This is a genomic window from Shewanella sp. SP1S2-4 (genome assembly GCF_031932075.1).
Classification (GTDB): domain Bacteria; phylum Pseudomonadota; class Gammaproteobacteria; order Enterobacterales; family Shewanellaceae; genus Shewanella; species Shewanella baltica.
This window is the reverse complement of record NZ_JAUOET010000006.1, coordinates 112,675-131,112: the sequence shown is the minus strand read 5'-3', so window position 1 is coordinate 131,112 and position 18,438 is coordinate 112,675. Positions and strand designations below refer to the sequence as shown.

15 protein-coding genes are annotated in these 18,438 nt (G+C 44.1%); 11 read left to right on the top strand and 4 right to left on the bottom strand.

Annotation, left to right across the window (positions count from 1 at the left end):
* Nucleotides 1-53 precede the first annotated feature (53 nt).
* Nucleotides 54-2,207, bottom strand: coding sequence for a TonB-dependent siderophore receptor (locus Q4Q52_RS08650; RefSeq protein WP_311990376.1), 2,154 nt, complete (start codon nucleotides 2,205-2,207; stop codon nucleotides 54-56).
* Between the two features lie 293 nt (nucleotides 2,208-2,500).
* On the opposite strand from Q4Q52_RS08650, the gene Q4Q52_RS08645 reads away from it, so the two are divergent.
* The 8 genes from Q4Q52_RS08645 to Q4Q52_RS08610 all read left to right on the top strand — a co-directional run bounded on the left by Q4Q52_RS08645 (nucleotide 2,501) and on the right by Q4Q52_RS08610 (nucleotide 9,993).
* Nucleotides 2,501-3,274: an EAL domain-containing protein gene (locus Q4Q52_RS08645; protein ID WP_311990375.1), complete on the top strand. Its 774-nt coding sequence runs from the start codon at nucleotides 2,501-2,503 to the stop codon at nucleotides 3,272-3,274.
* Nucleotides 3,275-3,396: 122 nt separating this feature from the next.
* Nucleotides 3,397-3,858 (top strand): hypothetical protein, encoded by a 462-nt coding sequence (locus tag Q4Q52_RS08640; RefSeq protein ID WP_006087020.1) that lies wholly within the window; start codon nucleotides 3,397-3,399, stop codon nucleotides 3,856-3,858.
* Nucleotides 3,859-4,112: 254 nt separating this feature from the next.
* Complete coding sequence (locus tag Q4Q52_RS08635; RefSeq protein ID WP_107402705.1) at nucleotides 4,113-4,970, top strand: class I SAM-dependent methyltransferase; 858 nt, start codon at nucleotides 4,113-4,115, stop codon at nucleotides 4,968-4,970.
* Nucleotides 4,971-5,537: 567 nt separating this feature from the next.
* Nucleotides 5,538-6,272 (top strand): nicotinamide riboside transporter PnuC, encoded by a 735-nt coding sequence (gene pnuC, locus Q4Q52_RS08630; RefSeq protein ID WP_311990374.1) that lies wholly within the window; start codon nucleotides 5,538-5,540, stop codon nucleotides 6,270-6,272.
* A complete protein-coding gene (locus tag Q4Q52_RS08625) occupies nucleotides 6,269-7,003 on the top strand; it encodes a nucleoside phosphorylase (RefSeq protein WP_311990373.1) in 735 nt (244 codons plus the stop codon). The genes pnuC and Q4Q52_RS08625 overlap by 4 nt, the downstream gene beginning before the upstream one ends.
* Nucleotides 7,004-7,129: 126 nt before the next feature.
* Nucleotides 7,130-7,822, top strand: a complete 693-nt coding sequence (locus Q4Q52_RS08620; protein WP_006083227.1) for a Crp/Fnr family transcriptional regulator — start codon at nucleotides 7,130-7,132, stop codon at nucleotides 7,820-7,822.
* 435 nt (nucleotides 7,823-8,257) lie between these two features.
* Complete coding sequence (locus tag Q4Q52_RS08615) at nucleotides 8,258-8,953, top strand: DUF4336 domain-containing protein (protein WP_259524327.1); 696 nt, start codon at nucleotides 8,258-8,260, stop codon at nucleotides 8,951-8,953.
* A gap of 461 nt (nucleotides 8,954-9,414) precedes the next feature.
* Nucleotides 9,415-9,993 (top strand): porin family protein, encoded by a 579-nt coding sequence (locus Q4Q52_RS08610; RefSeq protein ID WP_012088141.1) that lies wholly within the window; start codon nucleotides 9,415-9,417, stop codon nucleotides 9,991-9,993.
* Between the two features lie 463 nt (nucleotides 9,994-10,456).
* Here Q4Q52_RS08610 and Q4Q52_RS08605 read toward each other — a convergent pair whose 3' ends face one another.
* From Q4Q52_RS08605 to Q4Q52_RS08595, 3 genes are all read right to left on the bottom strand, one after another.
* Nucleotides 10,457-12,445 carry an ATP-binding protein gene (locus Q4Q52_RS08605; protein WP_311990372.1) on the bottom strand — a complete coding sequence of 663 codons (1,989 nt, stop codon included), beginning with the start codon at nucleotides 12,443-12,445 and terminating at the stop codon, nucleotides 10,457-10,459.
* A 450-nt stretch (nucleotides 12,446-12,895) separates the two neighbouring features.
* Complete coding sequence (locus tag Q4Q52_RS08600) at nucleotides 12,896-13,999, bottom strand: phosphoribosylaminoimidazolesuccinocarboxamide synthase (protein ID WP_311990371.1); 1,104 nt, start codon at nucleotides 13,997-13,999, stop codon at nucleotides 12,896-12,898.
* Complete coding sequence (locus Q4Q52_RS08595) at nucleotides 13,986-14,414, bottom strand: hypothetical protein (RefSeq protein ID WP_081248443.1); 429 nt, start codon at nucleotides 14,412-14,414, stop codon at nucleotides 13,986-13,988. Before Q4Q52_RS08595 ends, Q4Q52_RS08600 begins: the two co-directional genes overlap by 14 nt.
* A 78-nt stretch (nucleotides 14,415-14,492) precedes the next feature.
* Between Q4Q52_RS08595 and Q4Q52_RS08590 the strand changes: the two genes are divergently transcribed.
* From Q4Q52_RS08590 to phsA, 3 genes are all read left to right on the top strand, one after another.
* Nucleotides 14,493-14,972 (top strand): SRPBCC family protein, encoded by a 480-nt coding sequence (locus Q4Q52_RS08590; protein ID WP_063883875.1) that lies wholly within the window; start codon nucleotides 14,493-14,495, stop codon nucleotides 14,970-14,972.
* Nucleotides 14,973-15,068: 96 nt separating this feature from the next.
* Complete coding sequence (locus Q4Q52_RS08585; RefSeq protein ID WP_212600083.1) at nucleotides 15,069-15,731, top strand: pentapeptide repeat-containing protein; 663 nt, start codon at nucleotides 15,069-15,071, stop codon at nucleotides 15,729-15,731.
* A 421-nt stretch (nucleotides 15,732-16,152) separates the two neighbouring features.
* Entirely contained in the window at nucleotides 16,153-18,435 is a 2,283-nt protein-coding gene (gene phsA, locus Q4Q52_RS08580) for a thiosulfate reductase PhsA (protein WP_311990370.1), read from the top strand.
* Nucleotides 18,436-18,438 lie beyond the last annotated feature (3 nt).

The window sequence follows — 18,438 nt, the reverse complement described above, 5'->3', positions numbered from 1 at the left end:
AAAGGGCAGACTTAAATCGAGTCTGCCCTTTTTATTAGGATCTGAAATTAGCGTTACATCTTCCAGCTCACAGTCGCACTATAGTTGGCTGGTGCGCCGTAGAAACCTTGGGCCCAGTATAAGCTGTTGAGGTATTTCTCGTCGGTGATGTTGTTGGCGTTAACGGTCAGGCTAACGTTGTCGGTAAATGCATAACGCGCCATCAAATCGACAACGGCATAGGCATCTTGTTTTGTGATAATAGGGTCACCCGCATTGGTAAAACTATCAGCGACTACGTCATCTTGTGTGCGAGAGATATCATCCTGCCAGCGCATGTTAACACCAAAGCTTAAACCTTCGAGCTGCTCAAATTCATAGACAGCGCTTAACTTAAATAACTTACTTGGCGTGTATTCTTTTACCAGTTTGGCAACATCATCGCGGCCATTAATGTTGAAGTCGGTATAACCTAAGCTCACTTGTAAGCCCGGATAAACTTCCCCCGCGATATCCAATTCGTAACCTTTGCTATTGATCCCATCACCAGCAATAAAAATCGTGTTATCAGGATTGCTGTTGAGTGGAACAGCCAAGTTCACTTGTTCTACATCGAAGTAGGCGAGGCTGGCGATTAACTTACCATCAAATAATTCGCTCTTTAAACCGACCTCACGGCTTTCGCCTGTCACTGGGTCAATTAATTGATTGTTAATGTCTCTTTTAATTTGTGCGAGGAAGGTTTCAGTATAGCTAGCGTAGGCGACCAGTTCGGGCATAAAACGATAGACAAGCCCTAGGTAAGGGATGAAATCTTGTGCATCGGTATCCCGTGATTCACCGTAGGACTCACCTTCTGCTTCCCATTGGTTAAAGCGGCCACCAGCAATTAAGTGCATGTCTTCAAACAAATTAAATCGTCCAGTGAAATAAGCGGCTTTTTGGGTTGAGTTAACATCGCTCCCCAATGGACTGTCGGCAAAGGTGGGATAGGGCGTATTGCCCTCCCACGTATTGAGGTCTGGCATGGCAGGGAAACCATTGCCTGTGGTGTAGTCGTAGAGTGAGTGTTCTTGTTTGTCTGAAGTCGAGTAGTTAAGGCCAAAAACTAACAGGTGATCACGGCCAAACAGATTGATATCGCCCTTAACGTACACATCGGCCAAATCGCTGCTTTCTGTTGCATCATATTCACTGCCGTAACCGGTTAGACCTCGCTCTGTGGTTTTATCTGGTGTGCCATAAACATAAAAAAGCTGGGTGTCTTCATCGGTTGATTTATGCGAGTAAGTCGCACGCAGGTGCCAGTCATCGTTAAAGTAATGACTTAGCTCAACCACAGTGTTTTGCTTCTCAACTAGCCATGATGACCAATTGGCCGAGGTGCTAGTAGAGCGATCATAATTGGTCGCGCTACCGTCGGTATAATACAGCGGCAGTGCACCCCATAGGCCACCATCTGTGTCATTTTTAATGTAAGCATGGCTGAGTGAAAGAGTCGTGTTATCGGATAATTGTGCCTCAAGCATGGCATACAGGACATTCTTGTCTTGTTGATAGCGATCAAGATAGGAGTCTTGAACTTGCTTCACCGCCACCGCTCTGGCCGCGACTTTTTCGCCCAGATTCACAGTGCCATCGAGTTCAAGGCGAGCATTGTCAAAACTGCCGTAGCTGGCATTAATATTAAGTTGATTGTCTGCCGTTGGGCGCTTACGAATAAAGTTTACCGTAGCAGAGGGATTGCCTACTCCTGTCATTAAACCATTGGCGCCGCGGATCACTTCGACGCGGTCATAAATGGCGGTATCTTCGTCAGAATGGTTACTGCCGGAACTTAATGGTAGGCCGATACCATCAATCTGGAAATTAGTGATATCAAAGCCGCGGGCCGTGTAATAAGTACGGTCAGTCTCGATACGTTCAACATTGACACCCGTCGCTGTATCTAAAACTGTGTTGATATTAGTGAGTTGGAAGTCGCTCATTTGCGCGCTGGTAATCACAGAGACAGATTGCGGAATATCACTGATTGGCAATTCTAATTTTGAAGCACCACTGGCGGTACTGGCGTTGTAACCTGCAATATAACTGCCTTTGACTTCTATTTTTTCAATTTTTTTATCGGCATTTTCATTGGGGGCGGCATCATCGGCATAGCTTGGCATAGCTGTAGATAGCGCAATGATTATTGCTGAATAGAGTGTGGACAAGCGCAGTGTGTTCATCATTAAGCCTGATATTTGGGGGGGTGGGATGGAAAAGTGAGCACAATATAACGTAAGCGTACGGTTAAGTTAATGATATTCGTTATCATTTACATTTGTTAAATTTTGCAGGTTAAACTCGCGAATACTACTTAAGCCTGATTTACCTTGTGGTCTGCGTGGGTGAGGTAAGTGCTCATGATGAAATACCAACACCTTGTGGTGAAAGATTTTATTAACATGATGAACAGTAAAAACTGGCAAATTTAACCATTTATCCTCACACTAGTAAGGTGATGTTTAGGAGGCCGTTTATGGATTTTCCCGCTCAAATAAAGCAACAAACTTGCATGGATTGCTTAAGTGGTAAGTCATTAGGATTTGAAATTCGAATGGCATTTCAACCTATCATTCATTGGCCTAGTCGTGAGAACCACGGGTATGAGGCACTTGTCCGTGGGCCCAATGGAGAGGGCGCTGGATGGGTGTTTGAGCGGATTAACGAAAGCAACAAATACTATTTCGATCAGGCCTGCCGAGTTAAAGCGATAGAAACCGCCTCCAAACTGGGACTCGATAAGATGCTCAGTATCAACTTTTTACCTAACGCCGTATATAACCCTGAGACCTGTATCCGCGCGACGATTGAAGCCGCCGACATGTATGGGTTTGATATTCACAAAATCATGTTCGAAGTGACAGAGGGTGAGCAAATTGTCGATCGGGCGAAATTAGTCCGCATCTTCGAGAGTTATGCTAAGCGTGGTTTTATCACCGCAATCGATGATTTTGGCAGTGGTTTTGCTGATTTAAGTTGGTTGGATGCCCTGCGCCCTCAAGTATTAAAACTCGATATGACGTTGATCCGTGATATCGATGTCGATAAAGAAAAACAGCTGGCGGTGGATGAAATACTGCGTATTTGCCTAGAACTTAATACAAGAGTCTTGGCCGAAGGCGTTGAGAGCGAAGCCGAACTGAATTATCTCGCGGCTATCGGGATTGAGTATTTTCAGGGTTACTACTTTGCTAAACCTAAGCTCGAACATTTAAGCACCTTCGAAGAGCTGAACTTTCATGCACCATAGCCGCGCTCGTTCGACGTCTTAAACTATCTGGATCTTCTGCTTTGTGTGTTCACCATAGAATCTAAAATGGCGATATCGACACATCTGACTAAGCTTACTCTGACTCAAACAAAGGAGGTGTTATGAAACAATTTACAGCTTTAACCCTATTAGTATCTTGTTCCTTACTGCTAGCTAGCCCAGTATTTGCCCACGGTGAAATCGGTGAACCCTCGGATGGCGCCAAGGGAATGGCGGGTGCCATGGGCACCATAGAATTTAAACCCTCAGATTGGCAAGAGAATAAACAGAGCTGGTGGAAGGACAGTGATGGTGTTGCACCCGGTGTTGCCGGTTGCCATGTCGGTACCGATGCACAAGGTGTGCCTAATGGCAGAATGTTTGGCGAGGCGTGTTTGCCCGATGGCTTATTAGTCGAATCCAATCCTGGCAAAGATGTGATACACGGTCACAGTGACGACTTAGGTCATCCTGATACCTTTGACTGTAATGCTTGGTGTGTTGGCGAAGGTAAAACTGCGGGTATGTGTGAAGTGGCCGCTGCGCCACCTTGCGAGCAATCCGCGAGATGCGCCTGCAAGTAGTTAATTGCGAGTGTGAGCTCGATGTGTGTTGTGAGTTCACTGCGATTTCATTTCTTTGGCTAACATATTATTCTATCTGCGATTATCGCGCTTAGCGGCTCTCCTACCCAACATACTTATTTGAATCCTTGAGTGCACAATTGGCCGCTTTAGCTTTAGCCGTACTGAGCTGTGGGGCAATTGTTTGTTTCTGATATCGGCTAACTGATATATCATGCGCCACCTAAAATTGCCCTTGTTACCTATTCGCTACTATGTCTTCCAACGCGCTCTATACCGATTTATCCGGCTATTACGATTTAATGTGTTCTGATATTAACTACCAGCAACAGAGTGCGAGCATCCATCGTCTGCATCAGTTCCTTGGCAATAACGGTAAACAACACCTTGATTTAGCTTGTGGTACGGGTCCGCATGTGCGGCATTTTATCGATCTTGGTTATCAATGCAGTGGCCTAGATATCAATCAGCCGATGCTCGACATGGCCATGCGCCGTTGTCCCGAAGCCCAGTTTAACCTGCAAGATATGACAGCTTTTTATTTAGAAGAGCGTGTCGACTTGATCACCTGTTTTTTATATTCCATCCATTACAGTGCTTGTATCGAACGCCTTAAAAGCTGCATCGCCAGTGTGCACAGTGCGCTCAATGATGGCGGACTGTTTTGTTTTAATACGGTCGATAAACACAGAATTGATAATACGGCCTCGGTTAAGCATTTTGCCGAGTTTGATGGTAGTCATTTTGCCTTCGAATCCGGTTGGCATTACAGTGGTCAAGGCGAGAAACAGTCCTTAAAGCTGAGTATTGCCAAAAGCAGTCTGCCGTTTACTGAGGTGTCAGCTTCGCCTTTACCAGTCTCTGATATGAAAGGTTTAGGCTCGCTGGAAGCGGGGTTACACGCCGCAGGTTTACAGGAAGTTGGCTTACAAGAACTACACAGCATTGAGCAATGGCAAGATCAACATGCCATGGTCGCGACCAGCTTCACAGAACTTCAAGAACTGTTAGCCCCCTATTTTGAAGTACATGTTTTCGAACACGATTATGAAAGAATCGTCCCGTGGGATTTAGCATCCGGCAACGCGCTGTTTGTCTGCGTGAAGATTTAACCTTCTGTTGAAGGTTCGGCAATTGGGCAATCGTCTTCGAACTTCGTTTGAACTTTCATTCTTTTAACAAGAGTCAAAGTCGTTGGGCTCCATCCGTGATTATTCATTAAGCGCAGACCAAAAGGGGAGAAGTACCTGTTCTCCTTTTGGCTTATTTGTAAAATATGGCCGGCATTCTCAACGGATTTGAAAGCCTCTTTTACTCATGGCCAAAGGGGCTATGGCTTTCGAAGTCCTCGCTTTACATCCATGTAAAATACTCCTGTTCGGCAATCCTCGTCTCGCTCACAAGCCAGAAAAACACTGATTTTCATTCATCCTGCGGTAACTCTGAGGGAAGGTGTATTTCTGGGTGCTAAGTACTGATGTTTAAATATATTAGATATAAAAGCCCTACTTGTCCGATCATTTTGTCCCCTTAAGCAAACCGCATTTAAACTAGCCAAAAGCGGGATTGGATCACGAAATCAAACCATCGCCAATGAAAGGGACAAAAGTCCGTTTCTTAGCCTTGATTATTGAGTATTTTCATTATCTCGATGTTTAACGGATAAAAAGGATCGCTATATGGACATTATTTCATGGTTTAGTATCAATAATACCTTTGTTAATATTCCCCTGGGCAGTGGCTATGCCATGTCATGGATTGAAATGGTTGGCACTGTATTTGGTTTATTGTGTATTTGGTGTGCAAGCAAAGAGAAAACGATTAACTATTTTTTTGGTTTAATTAATGTGACTTTGTTTGCAATCATCTTTTACCAAATCCAGCTATATGGATTATTAATTCTGCAATTATTCTTTTTTGTCGCCAATATCTACGGCTGGTATGCGTGGACTCGTCCCAATACTATTGATGGCGAATCACTACAAGTGCGTTGGCTATCTAAACAAAAACTGCTCATTACTGGCGTGGTCAGTATTGTCGCTATTTTTTTGATGACTATCTTCATTGACCCTTTCTTTGCAGCGTTAGCTAAAATCGCCACTAACACACTCAACGCCTTCGGCAATGATATCGTCCTTAAACCTTTAGATCCTGATGCCTTCCCGTTTTGGGATGCCACAATGACTGTATTGTCAGTGGTCGCGCAAATTCTCATGACCCGCAAGTATGTTGAAAACTGGATTCTGTGGGTTGTGATAAACGTGATTAGTGTTGGTGTGTATGCTGCGCAAGGGGTTTACGCCATGTCTATCGAATACGCAATTCTGCTGTTCATCGCATTGAATGGCACGCGAGTATGGATGGCAACCGCAAAGTCTAACCAAGCTAAATCCTCAAAGCAGGCGGTGCTATGAATCTACAACCACACATTGCTGTCAGTGCTGACGATATAGCTTCTAGAGTGATTGTGTGTGGTGATCCTGCTCGTGCAGCGCGTATCGCGGGTTGGTGTGAAAACGGCAAACAAGTTGCCAGTAATCGTGAGTTTCAGTTATTTAATGCACGATTTAACGGTATAGATGTCACGATTTGTAGTACAGGCATAGGCGCTGCTTCAATGCTGATCGCATTAGAGGAGCTTAAACAGTGCGGAGTTACTACCATCATTCGTGTTGGATCTGCAGGAGCGTTGCAACACAATATTGGCCTAGGAGAATTGATTATTGCCGAAGGGGCAGTTCGTGACGAAGGGGGCTCCTTGAGCTACCTTCCAGCATCCTACCCTGCTGTAGCCGATCATGCCTTAGTTGCGTCCTTACTTAGTGCAGCTAAGCAACTTCAAAGTAAATATTACTTAGGCTTAGTGCGTTCCCATGACAGTTTTTATACCGACCAAGAGACGGAAATTTGTGAGTTTTGGCACCAGCGTGGTGTACTTGCTGCTGACATGGAAACCTCTGCACTGTTAACGGTTGGGCGTTTCCGTGGTTTGCAGGTTGCATCCATTCTTAACAACGTTGTTCTATTTGAGCAGGAAGTTAAAGAAGGTATAGGTCTGTTTAAACAAGTTAACGGCAGTATGATTGAGGGGGAAAAGCGTTCAGCAATGATTGCGTTGCAAGCGCTAACAAGCCATAGGAGTTAACTTCAATAATCGTAGTCAATGGCGCGCTACTCTATCGATGGAATCTATTTTATGTGCCTCGAATGAGTGGACGCGTTATTGCTGCGGCATGTAAAGTGATGCCATCACAATGATTGGTCACAACAAATGCAGATCGAGCCAAACCCGAATACTCGCTTTTATCCATTCCTTAAAGCACACAGTGAGCAATTTCGTCAGAAATTAATGCACTGTGCAGTCGCTACTCGTCACCTCATTAAAGGTTCTGCTCTGCTAACCCAAGGGCAAGTTGTAGACCATTTATACCTAGTGCCTCACGGCCGAGTCTCTATGAATATTACTGTCGCTAGTGGTAAGCGTTTTCAGCTTGGTGAGGTGCAGTGTACTGAACAAATCTTTGGTGAAATGGAGTTTTTAAATCAAAATCTTTGTCAGTGGAGTGTAGTCGCTGAACAAGATATTGATGTAACGGCTATTTCCGTGGCAAAACTCACGAGATCTTTACAGGCTCATCCTGAAATGGCGATGTTTTTTGCCAGTGCTTTAGCTGATGATTATCAAGACTCCATGGATATCTATACCCAACGATTATTACGCCCCATAGTGTATAACATTGCCTATGATCTATGGATACGAGATAGCAATACTGTTGTCCTTGGTGGTTTTGCTAAAATCGACCCTGAAGCTGAACGTTTTGGTACTATTAGCCGCGTTTATCGACGAGCAGTGAAAGAGTTAGTTGTTCGTGGCTTAGTCCGGAAACAAGGGGCACATTTGGAAATTTTAGATCGCCAAGGTTTAAAAGCATTTCTTGATGACAGTAGCCATAATGATTTGTAGTCAGATTATATGTGCCTGTGAGTGTGGTAAAACGAATTTATATTAGTAAATAAGTTAGACATTAATTTTGATAACGTTACTTCGCGATAATTATTCCCATAATAGATAATGCTTAAGTTTTCTAAGTTAAGTTAATTTTAGCCGTATCGTTTAAGTCCTATTTATAAAGGAAAATGTATTTTCCTTTATACTGTTTCATCATCCATGATATCTCAATGGTATTCTTATTCGAGCACGACTACTTCGCAGGGGAAGATGCATTGCTTGAATTTAGGTGTTGTTAGCTCCTAAAAACAAAATGAGTCTTAGATGCTCTGGCTTTTCTATTCTCTTTTCATACTTTTGTGATGATGGCTGGCGGCTGATTTCGTGCTTCAATGTACGGTAAAGCGAACGCTATTATTGATGGAGTGACTGGCAGTATGGAGAGTTGATATGAAGCAACTAGCAGAAAACCTGTGGATTTTTGATGGTGAAGCCGTACCATTTTTTACCTTGCCCTATACCACTCGGATGACAGTGATCCGCTTAAATAATGGCGCTTTGTGGGTACATAGCCCAATCAAACTCACCCCTGAACTTCAGGCACTGGTCGAAGCGTTAGGCGAAGTTCGTTATCTTATTGCGCCTAACCACTTGCACCACCTATTTTTAAAGGACTGGCAGCAACGTTATCCGCAGGCCCAAAGCTTTGGCACTGCAGAAGTTCAAACAAAGCGGCCAGATCTCCATTTTGACGGGCTGTTCACCGCTCAATTTCATGCCATGTGGGCGACTGATATTGACCAAATATTATTTACGGGCTCTCATTTCATGCAGGAATGTGTGTTCCTTCATAAAGCATCGCGTACTTTGATTGTGACGGATCTTATCGAGAACTTTTCACCCGAATCTTTTAATGCCTTACAGCGATTATTGGCTCGCGGAGCGGGAATACTCGCTCCAAACGGTAAAATGCCCTTAGATTGGCGCTTAAGTTTTATGTTTGCTAAGACACAAGCGCGCAGTCATATTGATAAAATATTAGCTTGGGAGCCCAAAGCCATCATCATGGCCCATGGTCTTATTATCGAGAATGATGCAACGGCATTTTTGGAAAAATCATTTTCTTGGGTAAATAGGGAGGGATAATATTATTATTTTCCCCCAATATCATTTTAGCGTTTAAACCGATATACATTATCAGCGAATAAAAGGCGGACACTTTATAGTTGAATTCGGGAGTTAACTATCTGCAATATTATTTAAAATTAACCCATGTGACATGAATGATGGCTAATTTGTGAGGGGTAGTAGGTTGATGGAATGTAGCGTGGTTGTGAATTTATCCCTTATCTATGAAATAGTTACAATGCAATAGGCAATAAATACATTCGCCAGAGTGAGTGCAACTTACAGCTATTAATATATAAGTGATTTTAGCTGTTATTTTAGACGGTTTTTCTTCATTTTAAATTATCTTGATTAAGCTATAGCATTGATAGTAATGTTTTTTATTAACTTTCTTAAATCTATTTAGCTTGAGTTCGGTAAGTCTGGCATTACTTTTGTAATGTACTTAGCGTATTTAAATAATTAACTAGGAGTACATTATGAAAAATACCATTCTTACTTTGGCCGCCATTATTTCTTTAGCCTCTGTTAGTGTTTACTCTCATGCGGAGAACATGAAAAATAATGATGTCGCAGAAAATGGCATTTATGTTGGTGCTAACTATGGTTATTTAAAAGTTGATGGTAAAGATGACTTCGATGATAATAGCGATGTTATTCAAGGGCTTGTTGGTTATCGCTTCAACCAATATTTAGCTATCGAAGGCGGATACGTTAACTTCGGTGATTATGGTAATAGCTTATCTAATGCAGAAACAGATGGTTATACCGCTGCGCTAAAAGTCTCATATCCCATTGTCGATCGCGTTGAGTTGTACGCTAAAGGTGGGCAACTATGGTATTCCACTGATTATGATGTGTTAGGTTTTTCTGGAAATAAAGATGATGAAGGTGTGTTCGCCGGTGCCGGTGTTGCATTTAAAGTCACAGATCGATTCTTAATTAATGCCGAGTACACTTGGTATGATGCAGGAATTACCGTTGAGAATGTTAGCAACGGTGCAGATACAGACACAGACTTTAAACAAGCCAGTTTAGGTGTTGAATATCGCTTCTAATTATTCTTTTTTGATATTTATAATTTAAAAATTGATTATCTAGGTGTGACACGCTAAGTGTCACACCTTTTTTATATGATTAATATGTCACTCATAGTTTTTTAAGCAAAGTCAAAATCAAGGTCGTGGGGCTTCACCCCACGCCCGACCAAGAGGGGATCAATAGCAATTCCCTCTTGGATCTCCCTTGCCGCTCCCTAACTGAGTTGAAAGCCCCTTGGGCATTAAGCGTTCTTTTGCTATCGCGTCAGACGCTCGTCCCTGATTCGACTGATGCTATCTCGGCATCCATACCTCGCTCACGCAACGAACGCAAATGCCCTGCGGCAACTCAGAGGGGAGGTGAACTTCTGTAGCCACTTTGTTGGCTGTTAATCCTCGGAGATTTGTAACTGTCCCATCTTTGCACTTAAAAACAAAAATATCAGCCTGTCCCATTTTTAGATTAACTTTACGTAATTACTTACTTTTCAGCTACAAGCTCGTTATCAAAAATCACATCCTGCGTAAAGTTAGCATAATTTGATTTTAAAAATTGGAGTCCTTCAGTTGTAGTAACATCTAAGTCTAGATGTGAGCGAATAAACTCCAATCTATACTTACATTCTTTAATTAGCTGGCCCCAGGTTTTTACTTTAATGGTCATGTAATCAGTCTGATGAATAATACCTTGCCCTGTTTTATCTGCTTTAAGTCTATGGTCTGTGTATTCATTTGTGTCATTTGAAACAATCCAGAAGTTCCATTTAACATCAAGTTTATTAAACCTTTCATCACTAGCAACCGCGAATGCATAGGACTCAATTTGTTGTATTTCTTTAGGTCCAATAGGAACCTTCGGAGCTTTAAGCTCTATAACTAAATGCTCAAGTTGATCGGCATGGTTTTGGGGGACAGATTGAGTGAGCATTAAATCAACAATTCCTCTTGATTTATCAATCCTAGTTACCGGCTCATCTGGAATCAGATCTATCTTCATAGCCTTTAGATGCTTTTTAAGAACTTCGCTGAGAGATTGGTCATTTACAGACATTGAAAATGCATCGCCAAAAACCCATGTATTATCTGCAAGAATTTTGTGGAGTTGACTACGCTCTTTAAGTACCTGTTTCTTTTCAGGATCAAAAATAATGTGCTCCAAACCGGCTATAAATTTTAATCGATCAGATATTGTTTTTGATGCATTGATAATCGATGTAAGACTTATATCTTCAAGTAGTTCAGCTAGTTCTTTTTGTTTCTTCAATGATAAACTTAGAACTTCTTCAAAAATAATTTGTAGATCATTCGGGTTTGACGACACTATTTGTTTAAGTAGTCGAAATTGAAGACGTTTGACTTTAATGGGAGACTTTTCAAACTCTGGAAGTTCTTGACTAATATTTATTGCCAAAATATCAAACATCTGTCTCTCAACTTCGTCCATCACGTCAATATACCCGCCTTTATATGGGTATATATCTTCTTCTTTCCATTTCTGGATGATGTTAGCTGATTTAGCTAGTTTACGAAGAAATAGGTGATGCTTTAATTTGTCAATTGCATTACGAATAGTTTCTGATAAAGAAGATTCTAGTCCACCAAGCTCAAGGACTCCTTTAGAGGATAGTTTACTTATATGTTCAGATATCAAGTATGCTGTAAATTCAAATTCGTTAGTGCCTCTAATTTGTTTATCGTAAGTATGTAAAGGAAAACCATTTGTATCACAGAAATGAAGCTCGTTTTTAGTATCACATTTCCACTCAATAACTTTCATATAGTAATTAAAAGATTCTCCTTCAAACTCGACAGGAGGGAGTTCAAGTGTCTCTTGATGAAAAATCTGCGAGCTAGGGTCAATCTTAATATCGTTTATATACATTTGAACTGCTGGGTACTTAGATAAGTAGATAGCAAATGCACAGGATATATAGTTGGAGAGTGCTTTTTCTGAGACGCTGATACCTTTCTTACTAAGTTCAGAGATACGAACAGTGGTACCAGATCGCTTAACTTTAGTCGGCTCTGTATCGGTAACCCTAAAGTTGCCAATATCGTCGGCCATCCCTGTTATAGAGAAAGACTTTGATATACCTTCTTGTTCGTCAAAGTACACGGTCTCCCAATCTATAACTTTACCGAGAGAAAAAGGTTTAAAGCGGCCCTGTCCTTCCTGTCCATGAAGGAAACGCCCAGAGAGTGTCTTATTTTTGAACTTTTTCCATGAACCACCAAGTTTACTAAAATGTTTATCTGCTATGTCTTCTGTGATACCGAATCCGTCATCCGTCACTTCGATATTTTTTAAACCTCCATACAATGCGTCCTCGTTCAGTTTTACTGAAACTTTGTTTGCATCTGCATCTAGCGCATTCCATATAAGTTCAGATATAGCAACATAAGCTGAGGCATTTGATACTTTACCTAAGAAGTCGCTCTCGACTTCAACTTTTAACGTTCGAGCAGCCATGAAGTCAGTTTTCCAGTCTTATGTTATTGTTGGCATAATCTAGCATTTATTAGATCTTAATATCCAACAGATATCAAACAATGAAAACTCACTCATCTACCCATTTGGGTAAAGTTTTGCCGCTAAAATTACATGTCTGTTCTTAGCATGGCTTTGTCGGTCTATTTCCTGCAAAATTTAACGAGCCACCTATTGTTAAATTTGCAAAGTGTATGCTTGTAAAAAGGCATACAGATTACTAGATGGGTTGGCGGGATTAAGCATTGGCATGGAAGTGACCGTTGACGGCATGGATGCCGTCGTCGAGCCCTCATGGATGAGTTCATGGCGTGTCACTGGAATGACAGTGCTTAATTATCAGCGATGTATTGGTTAAGTTTGTGAATGACTTAAACAAAAAGGCGCCTAAGCGCCTTTTCTATTTAAGTTTTGATAAAAACCAAAATCTGATTAAACAATCAAATCATACTCATCTTTGAGTATCTTAATAATATCTGCCTTTGGATTCGCTGGCAGTGGAATCGCCGCGCCAGTCACTTTCTCGGCAACGCCAGTGTAAGTACGTGACACTTGCATCATGGCCTCAAGTGGCAGGTCATTGTCGCGGGCGAGGGCTTCACGCTCTGGCATTCTGTCTTTGTTGAGCAGCACATCAGGATCGGGGAAATGATTCAGCAAGAACTGGCGGAAACCTTCTTTAGAGTTTTCCAAAATCTTGCCATCGCGGTAGGCGCCGCCGTCCCATATACGTGATGAATCTGGGGTGCCGACTTCATCCATGTAAATCAGTTTTGAATTACCATTTTTGTCAGTCACATAGCCGAACTCAAACTTAGTGTCGACAAACACTTGGTCAATGTCGGCCAGTGCTTTTGAAATCACTTTAAAGCCATCTTTTAACAGCTTCTCGTACAGGTCGATATCTTCTAACTTTTCAAAGCCAAAGGCTTGGTAGTTGGCTTCGATATCGCTGCGGCTGATGTTCACGTCATCTTGGGCGGGCACGCCTGGGATGCCGGTTAAAATACCCTTAGTCGATGGGGTGATTAACAGCTCAGGGAGCTTTTGATCTTTTTCTAAGCCTTCTGGCAGTGTGATGCCACAGAATACTCGCTCGCCTTTTGAGTAAGCGCGCCACATTGAGCCTGTGATGTACTGGCGACAAATAGCTTCGACTTTAATAGGGCGAGCTTTTTGGACTATCCATACGAATGGGTGCGGGATATCCAAAATATGGCTGTCGGCTAGGCCGTTTTCGGCGAACAGTTTAAACCAATGGTTAGAAATCGCGTTTAATGCCGCGCCTTTACCGGGAATGCCTTTGAGGCCGCCTTCACCGTGGAAGATACAGTCGAAGGCCGAGATACGGTCGCTGATCACCATGATGGCGAGCGGGGTATCTTCGGGGACGTTATAACCTTTAGTGGTAATTAAACGGCGGCTGTCGGCATCGGTTAGCCAGTAAACGCTGCGAACCTTGCCGCTGTGGACTGGGCTGTCGGTGCGGATAGGCAAATCGTTATTGATGGCAAGTACGGAATCAGCAAGACTCATGACGAGTATTCCTTAGGATAGAGAGTGTAGGGATAAGGTTTTTATAAGTGTCGGTTTGCAGATGGACTATGGCGTTAGCAACAGCCAGATTCATTGCAACCGCTTTATTATTCGCGCGTGGCTTAGGGCGTAAAGCGCTCAGCCAGTTTGCGGGATTTGATGTTAAATCTTGAACAGTAAAAGGGGTATTTTCGGGCGGTGTTTGAATTGTGTCAGCAGGAGATGATGCAAGGGATGGAACAAACGCAGGGCAAGGTTGGCACCACAGTGAAAGTGGTCTGTAAAAGCGGGCTGGGCCCGTGCCATTTTGCTCGAAAATGCTAACCATTAATCCGAGAGAACCTTGTGCTAGACTGCCGCGAAAAAGTGGCGACATTTTACCTTTATTGACAAAATTTGCCACGGCTATTTGCATTGTTCTTTGCTGATGTGCGAGCTTATGACACAGTTGCACCCCACAAGACCATCAAGCTAAATATCCAATGGAGGGAATATGAGCACAAGTCATCCACATCTAGATAGCGACAGAGAATTGATATTAGAGCGGATTATCGACGCGCCGCCGGAAAAATTGTTCCGCGCGTGGACCGAGCCTGAGCTTCTCAAAATTTGGTTTACGCCAAGGCCGTGGACTGTGGCTAGCGCGACCTTAGATGTGCGTGCTGGTGGTACTAACGTGATTGTGATGCGCAGCCCTGAGGGGCAAGATTTCCCGAATCGCGGCGTGTATCTCGAGGTGGTTGAGAATGAGCGTATCGTATTTACCGATGCCTTTACCGAGGCTTGGGTGCCGTCCGATAAAGCCTTTATGACGGCAACCATCACGTTTGAACCTGTGGACGGTAAGACCAAGTACACAGCGCGGGTGCAGCATTGGAATACCGAAGATAGGCAGAATCATGAGGATATGGGGTTTCATCAGGGTTGGTCTAAGGCGACCGATCAGCTTGAGGAACTCGTCGCGAGTCTCTAGCAGGCATCCCGTATCAGAGAGTCAACATTAGGTCGTACCTAGCCCAATTGCCCTGCATTATCATATTGTTGGGGATTGGGCAGGATTAGAGGTGTTATGTCGTCACAGAAAGAAGTGCCAGTGCTTAAACAATCAGTGCTTGCGCCATCACAACTGGCGCAAAGCGCGGTTTTGCAGGGCAATAGTTTTTTATCAAAACAGTTCAATGGTTTGTCGGAATTAGCCCAAGAGCTACAGGGCATCGAGTTCGAGGATTGCTGCTTTCAAGACTGTCATTTTAGCGAGAGCGTTTTTCGTAAATGTAAGTTTATCGATTGTCGCTTTGTACGCTGCAACTTGAGCTTAGTGAAAGTGCCCCAGTGTCAGTTCAGCGGGGTCGAGTTTGAAGAGTGTAAGTTAGTCGGTATCGATTGGACCCGCGCCGCGTGGTCGCGTTTATCCTTTGCCGCGCCCTTTTCCTTTAAGCAATGCATTCTAAACGACTGCTCATTTTTAGGCTTGTCCCTCGATGAAATCATCATCGAAGAGTGTAAGGCCCACGATGTGGATTTTCGCGAGGGCAGTTTCAACCAAGCCAATTTCACCTACACGGATTTTAGCCATAGTCTGTTTGGTCGAACTCAATTATTGGAGGCGGATTTTAGCGAGGCCTCCAATTACGATATCGACATTTTTAACAATAAAATCAAAGGCGCTAAGTTTAGCCGCGACGAAGCGATTCGCCTGCTCAACTGCCTCGATATAGAGCTAATGGATTAATGCGATTGTAATCAGTTTGCGCCCGCTAGCACGATGCTCTTATCCTGCTAGGGTTATCGCAATTGACTGAAATGTCAGTTTTCTTCTAAGCCGCCAGTGTCCAAACTGGCGGCTTTTTTCTGCCCGTATTTTAAGACCTATTGATCTTATTCACGTATTTCAGCGTCAGTCTTAGGTTTTAGTTGCGATAGATCACACCGAGCTTCCCCATGTGGTTTACCACAATATCCGCCTACCTCTTTCGGGATAACAATCTTTGTGGATGAGCAGTGTATTCAGCGGATGCTGGTATTTTGAAGATATGGCGGCGCTGTTTTTACGCTTTTATAACTAAAAAAGTAATCAAATCAGTGAGCAAACCTCTGCTCGATGGCGCCACAAATGGCGACTGACGGGTGGGATGAGCGTGATGGAGGTAACCATGATTGAGCTTAATAGGCGAACCTTTTTAAAGGGAGCGGGAGCGAGTAGCGCCACGTGTGCGTTAGCCAGTCTGCTGCCGGGCAGCTTAGCGGCATTAGAGAATAAGCAGCTAAAGGGCATGGGCAAAGACATTGCCAGTATTTGTGAAATGTGTTCGACTCGCTGCCCGATTTCGGCGCGGGTGATTGAGGGCAAAAACGTCTTCATTAGTGGCAACAAGGCCGCTAAATCCTTTGGCGGTAAAGTGTGTGCCCGTGGCGGCGCAGGCCATAGTTTATTGTACGATCCACAGCGTATCGTTAAACCGTTAAAGCGGGTCGGTGAGCGCGGCGAAGGTAAATGGGCTGAGATCAGTTGGGATGAAGCTTATAAATTAATTGCTGAAAACCTCAATAAAATCAAAAAAGAACATGGCCCAGAAGCCGTGGCATTCTCGTCAAAATCTGGCTCACAAGAAAAGCATTTGTTTCACCTTGCGACCGCCTTTGGTAGTCCAAATACCTTTACCCACGCGTCGACTTGCCCAGGTGGTTATGAAATTGCCGCTAAGGCTATTTTTGGCACTAAGGTCAAACGTGATTTAAGTAATTCTAAATACATCATTAACTTCGGCCATAACCTGTACGAAGGCATCAATATGTCCGAAACCCGCGGCATGATGGCGGCGCAGATGGACAAAAGTGCCAAGCTAGTCGTGTTCGAGCCAAGATTCTCCGTCGTGGCCGATAAAGCCGATGAATGGTACGCCATTCGCCCCGGAACCGACGTGGCCGTCGCCTTGGCGTTATGCCATGTATTGATTGAAGATAATCTTTACGACAAGGCATTTGTCGCGCGCTATGTGGAAGGCTTCGAAGCCTTTGCCGCCGAAGTGAAAGCTTATACCCCTGAATGGGCCGAAACCATCTCCGATGTGCCTGCCAAAGACATTCGCCGCATCGCCCACGAATATGCGGCAAAAGCGCCCCATGCCGTGGTCGATTTTGGTCACAGAGCCACCTTCACCACCGAAGAGTTTGAGATGCGCCGCGCCCTGTACGCCGCCAACGTCTTGATTGGTAATATTGAGCGTAAGGGCGGGATTTATATCGGCCAGAAACCCAGTGATTACAACAAGCTTGCTGGTGAAGCTGTTGCGCCCGTATTGGCCAAACCCGGCGTGAAAGACATGCCAAAACCAGCAGCGAAACGTATCGATCAAGTGGAAGAACAGTACGCCATGATGTGGACATCGGGCGGCGTCTACCAAACCATTCTCGATGCCACCTTAAGCGCTGTGCCTTACCAGTTACACGGCTGGGTGATGTCACGCACTAACCCAATGCAAACCATGACAGACAGGGCGCGCGTTGTTGAAGCGATGAAAAAGCTCGACTTTATCGCCGTGTGTGATGTGTATATCAGCGAAACCGCCGCCTATGCGGACGTGATTTTACCTGAATCGACTTATCTTGAACGTGATGAAGAAATTGCTGATAAATCCGGTAAAAATCCGGCCTATTATGTGCGCCAACGTGTGGTTGAAACCTTAGGTGATACTAAGCCTTCTTGGCAGATCTTTAAGGATGTGGGCGTGGCTATGGGCCTTGGCGAGTTCTATCCATGGGAAAACATGGAAACCCTGCAAATGCTGCAGGTGAACCGCGACACTGACCTGCTGCGCCGTATCAAAGACGAAGGTTTTGTGAGCTTCGGTAAGCCAATTATGTTGTGCGAGCCTAAGATGGTTGCTGAGTTTATTAAGGCATACCCCAATGCGCGACCTGCCGATGAAGACGGCACTTACGCCAGTGCACTCACCTTTAAAACGCCAAGCGGCAAGATTGAACTCACTTCCGCGAAAGTCGAAGCCATGGCACCAGGCCGTGGGGTGATCAAGTTCCGCGAAGTGAATCTTAAAAAAGCAGATGAGCTGTACTTTATCCAAGGCAAAGTGGCGGTGCACACCAATGGCGCCACCCACAATGTGCCTATGCTCGCTAACCTGATGTCGGATAACGCTGTGTGGGTTCACCCCATCTCTGCGGGCAAATTAGGGATCAGCAATGGCGACCCAATCCGCCTCACCAGCAGTGTTGGCACAGAAGAAGGCCATGCCTTAGTCACGCCGGGTATTCGCCAAGATACTGTGTTTGCTTACATGGGCTTTGGTTCTAAAAACAAAGAGTTGGTCAGAGCAACGGGCAAAGGTATCCACTGCGGTAACTTACTACCGCACGTTACTGCTCCTGTGTGTGGCATGACAGTGCACACCACGGGCGTCACGCTGGCAAAGCGCTAATCG